Source organism: Anaerolineales bacterium (genome assembly GCA_022866145.1).
In the GTDB taxonomy this organism is placed as follows: Bacteria; Chloroflexota; Anaerolineae; order Anaerolineales; family E44-bin32; genus PFL42.
In genome coordinates this window covers 1-3,971 of sequence record JALHUE010000251.1, presented here as the reverse complement: position 1 = coordinate 3,971, position 3,971 = coordinate 1, and the positions used below count along the sequence as shown (strand labels likewise).

General features: G+C 66.1%; 4 protein-coding genes and 1 tRNA gene. 4 read left to right on the top strand and 1 reads right to left on the bottom strand.

Features of this window, described 5'->3' with window-relative positions:
• Positions 1-134: 134 nt before the first annotated feature.
• A complete protein-coding gene (locus tag MUO23_07915) occupies positions 135-1,508 on the top strand; it encodes an FAD-binding oxidoreductase (GenBank protein MCJ7512880.1) in 1,374 nt (457 codons plus the stop codon).
• 7 nt (positions 1,509-1,515) lie between these two features.
• On the opposite strand, the gene MUO23_07910 is transcribed toward MUO23_07915, so the two are convergent.
• The gene (locus MUO23_07910) at positions 1,516-2,148 is read right to left on the bottom strand and encodes a cyclase family protein (protein MCJ7512879.1); all 633 of its coding nucleotides are present in this window, start codon (positions 2,146-2,148) and stop codon (positions 1,516-1,518) included.
• A gap of 128 nt (positions 2,149-2,276) precedes the next feature.
• Here MUO23_07910 and MUO23_07905 point away from each other — a divergent pair.
• The 3 genes from MUO23_07905 to MUO23_07895 all read left to right on the top strand — a co-directional run.
• A tRNA-Pro gene (locus tag MUO23_07905) sits at positions 2,277-2,351 on the top strand.
• 193 nt (positions 2,352-2,544) lie between these two features.
• Positions 2,545-3,276 (top strand): (Fe-S)-binding protein, encoded by a 732-nt coding sequence (locus MUO23_07900; protein ID MCJ7512878.1) that lies wholly within the window; start codon positions 2,545-2,547, stop codon positions 3,274-3,276.
• Positions 3,273-3,971: LUD domain-containing protein (locus tag MUO23_07895; GenBank protein MCJ7512877.1), on the top strand; the 699-nt coding region annotated here is incomplete at its 3' end. The genes MUO23_07900 and MUO23_07895, both read left to right, overlap by 4 nt.

Below are 3,971 nucleotides of genomic sequence, written 5' to 3'. Positions count from 1 at the left end.
CGCCAACTGGCCGCCGGCGGCAAGGGGTGACGACCGACCTGGCAGCGATGTCTCCGGACCCTGGCCGAGGGTGATTGCCCCGCAGCGCCTCTGCCGCTACCATTCCTTCACACCGGATGGCGAGAACGCACCGGATGGGACGCACAACGGCTGACGTCGTGATCTGCGGCGCCGGGATCGCTGGGATTTCGGCCGCCTTTCACCTCACTTTGCTCCAGCCAGGTCTGCGCGTGGTGGTCGTCGATGAGCGCCCCCCCCTCAGCCTGACCAGTGACAAATCCACGGAGTGCTATCGGAACTGGTGGCCTGAGGCCTCCATGATCCACCTGATCGACCGCAGCGTGTTCTGGCTGCAACGCTGGGCAGATGAGACCGGCAACGCCTTCGGCCTCAACCGCCGCGGCTACCTGTACGCCAGCACGACCGATGACGGCGCCCGCGGCTTGCTCGTCCGTGCCGAGCATATCGCCCGCCTTGGCGGCGGGGAGCTGCACATCTCTCCCTCACCTGGCATCGACCCCCGCGGTCTCGGATCGGCGGGAGTTTCCGCAGGAGCGTCCAGCGGTGCGGAGTTCTGCTCCGATCCCGCCGCCATCCAAGCGGTCTATCCTTACTTGGCGCCGGGCACGCTCGCTGTACTGCGAGTGCATCGCGCCGGATGGTTCCGGGCACAGGAGCTCGGGACCTGGCTATTGGGGAAGGCTGCACTGGCGGGGGTGGCTCGCCTGGCTGGCAGGCTCACGCGTCTGGAGATCGCCGGCGGCGCCGTCAAGGGCTTGCAGGTCGAGACGCCGGCCGGGGCACATCACATTTCCGCGCCGATCCTGGTCAACGCCGCCGGGCCGTTTGCGTCTGAGGTCAGCGAATGGGCCGGGGTAGAGCTTCCGCTTTCCTGGGAGCTGCACCTGAAGGCCGCCTTCCAGGATCTCGCCCAGATCGTCCCCCGCTCGGCACCCTTGCTGATCCTCGCGGATGAGCAGCGCCTGGAATGGTCGGAAGAGGAACTCGCCCTGCTTCGCCAATCCCCCGCCGACCGAAACTTGCTCGAACCACTGCCCGGTGGCGCACATCTGCGGCCGGAGGGACCTGCCGACAGCCGCTACTGCCTGCTCTTGTGGCCCTACCACCTGCCATCCGTCCTCCCGACATTCCCAATCGTGCCCGACCCAGCCTATGCCGAAATCGCCATGCGCGGGATGAGTCGGCTGATCCTCGGCCTGCGCGTGTATATCGGACGGATGCCCCCGACATCGGTCGACGGGGGCTACTACACACGCACCCCGGACAATCTGCCTTTGATCGGCCCAACGCCTCTCGGAGGTTACTTCCTGATGGCCGCCCTATCCGGCTTCGGTGTGATGGCCTCGCCGGCCGCAGGCGAGCTGCTGGCCAGATCTGTCCTCGGGCAAGACCTTCCCAGGTATGCCGATTCGTTTCTTCTCAGGCGTTTTGAGGCGCCGGGGTATTGGGAGCAGCTGCGCCGGGCGCAAGAGACCGGGGGGCTCTGAGTCCGGACTACACCCCGAGCAGGATCGCCCGGGTGGGCGCGCCGTCGCTGCCCACCAGCTTGAGCGGCAGGCAGTACAGCGTGTAGCGCCCCTGCGCCACCCGGCTCAGGTCCACACCTTCGACAATGACCACGCCCGCCTTCAGCAGTGTCTCGTGGACTTCCTTGCTGCGCTTGTAGGGCGCCACCGAGAGGTAGTCGACCCCGACGAGCTGCACGCCCTTACGGACCAGCCAGTGCGCGCCGCTCTCGTCGACGGCGACGAAATCGGTCTGGAACCGGGTTTCGCCCCGTGCCCACAGGGCGGAATTACGGGTCTTGAACAGCACACGCTTGGTGCGTGGAGGGATGTTCGCTCCTTCAAGGGCGGCGGCGTCGATTACGTCGGCCTTGGGCAGGTTGACCACATACGCCCGCCCGATCAAGACCTTGAGCGGCAGAGCCTCGATCGATGCCCCGCCTTCGACGAAGTGCAGCGGGGCATCCATGTGGGTGCCAATATGCACGCTGCAGGAAATACGAGAGACGTTGGCGTTGGCGCCGTCGGCGATCGCAGAAACCCGGATCAACTCCAACGGCAGATCGCCCGGCCATACAGGCATACCCGGCTCGATTCCGACCGAGATGTCGTATACGTGCATTCTGCACCTCTCGGGAGCGATTATAGATTCAAAGCCTGCGCAAGGGTAACCGGCACCGCCTGTCTCGGCGCTCGGACTCAGGATCGAGCCTTGTTGGCGGCGTCCCGCTCGGCTATAATGACCATCTCCGGGGCGTGGCGCAGTCCGGCTAGCGCACCTGCATGGGGTGCAGGGGGTCGGCGGTTCAAATCCGCCCGCCCCGACACGCGGCCGCTCTCACGAGCGGCCGTTTTCTCGGCTCGTGCAACTCCGCCCTGCCCCGTCAACCGATTTGCGCGACGGTATGCCACCTCGCGGGCCACAGCGTGATGCTTGTTCCTTTCTTGCGCCCGCCAAGGCAGGTATGCTCCCCATGGATCGTCCCTCCTCTGCCAGTACGCGCCCGAGGGACACCTTATGCGAGTACAGCTTTTTGCGACCTGCCTGATCGACAGCCTGTTCCCCGCTGTGGGCGAGTCGGTGGTTGCGGTGCTGCGTGCTTGCGGCGTGCAGGTCGCGTTTCCCGAGGCGCAGACCTGCTGCGGGCAGCCGGCCTTCAATGCCGGGGAATGGGACAGCGCAAGGCGGATGGCCCGCCACACGCTTGAGGTGTTGGAGGCCGCGCCGGGTCCAGTTGTCATCCCCTCGGGCTCTTGCGCCCACATGGTCTGTCACGGATACCTGCAACTGTTCGCCGATGATCCGGAATGGCGAACGCGAGCCGATAGGCTTGCCCGCCGCACCTACGAGTTCAGCCAGTTCCTGGTGGACGTCCTTGGCGTGCGCGCCTGGGGTGGCGTGCCGGGGGGCAGCCTGGCCTACCACCCCTCCTGCCACCTTCTGCGGGGGCTGGGGGTAGACAGCCAGCCAATGCAGCTGCTGGCGTCCATCCCGGGAATGCAGGTGACCGCGCTTGAGCCCGAGTGTTGCGGGTTCGGCGGGGTGTTTTCGGTGGACCAGCCGGAACTCTCCTCCGAGATGCTTGCCCGCAAGCTAGTGGCGATTGAAGCCTCGCACGCCAAACGCGTCGTGGGATGCGACGTCAGCTGCCTGATGCACATTGAAGGGGGACTGCGCAAACACGGTTCGGCCACCCGCTGCGCCCACTTGGCCCAGATCATGGCCGGTGATCCCGGGGGCCTGCGATGAGCGCCCACTTCCGCCAGGCCGTTCGCAGGGCACTCGCCAATCCTGTGCTCCAAGAGGCGCTGGACAACAATGCCCAACGTCGCAAGGCAGGGGCGCGACAAGCCAACGCGAGCCTTCCCGAGGTTGAGGCCGTCCGCCAGCAGGCCCGCAACATTCGCCTCGAAGTCCTTGACGACTGGGATTCCCTGCTGGCAAGGTTCGCCGCCGCCTGTGAGACCAATGGGCTGCAAGTCCTCCGGGCGTCGTCAGCCGAGGAAGCCTGCGAGCACGTTCTGCGCATCGCCCGCCTGCATGGCGTTCGCCTGATCGCCAAGTCGAAGTCCATGGTGAGCGAGGAGATTGCACTCAACCCGGCTCTAGAACACGCCGGGCTGCAGGTGGTTGAGACCGACCTGGGTGAATACATCCTCCAACTCCGCGGGGAACCTCCGGCCCATATCATCACCCCAGCGCTGCACCTGCGCCGGCAAGAAGTCGGCCGCACCTTCTCGGAGCACCTGGGCGTGCCCTATACGGATGACGTCTCGACCATGACAGCCGTGGCGCGACGCACACTGCGCCAGGTCTTCCTCACCGCCGATATGGGCATTTCCGGCGTCAACATGGCGGCAGCCGATACCGGGACGCTGTGCCTGGTGACCAATGAGGGCAACGGCCGCATGGTCACGACCCTCCCCCGCGTGCACGTGGCCCTG

What these genes read in the sequence shown, in the direction of transcription:
- MUO23_07910 (MCJ7512879.1), bottom strand. Translation starts at nt 2,148, where the DNA reads ATGCACGTATACGACATCTCGGTCGGAATCGAGCCGGGTATGCCTGTA.
- MUO23_07915 (MCJ7512880.1), top strand. Translation starts at nt 135, where the DNA reads ATGGGACGCACAACGGCTGACGTCGTGATCTGCGGCGCCGGGATCGCT.
- MUO23_07900 (MCJ7512878.1), top strand. Translation starts at nt 2,545, where the DNA reads ATGCGAGTACAGCTTTTTGCGACCTGCCTGATCGACAGCCTGTTCCCC.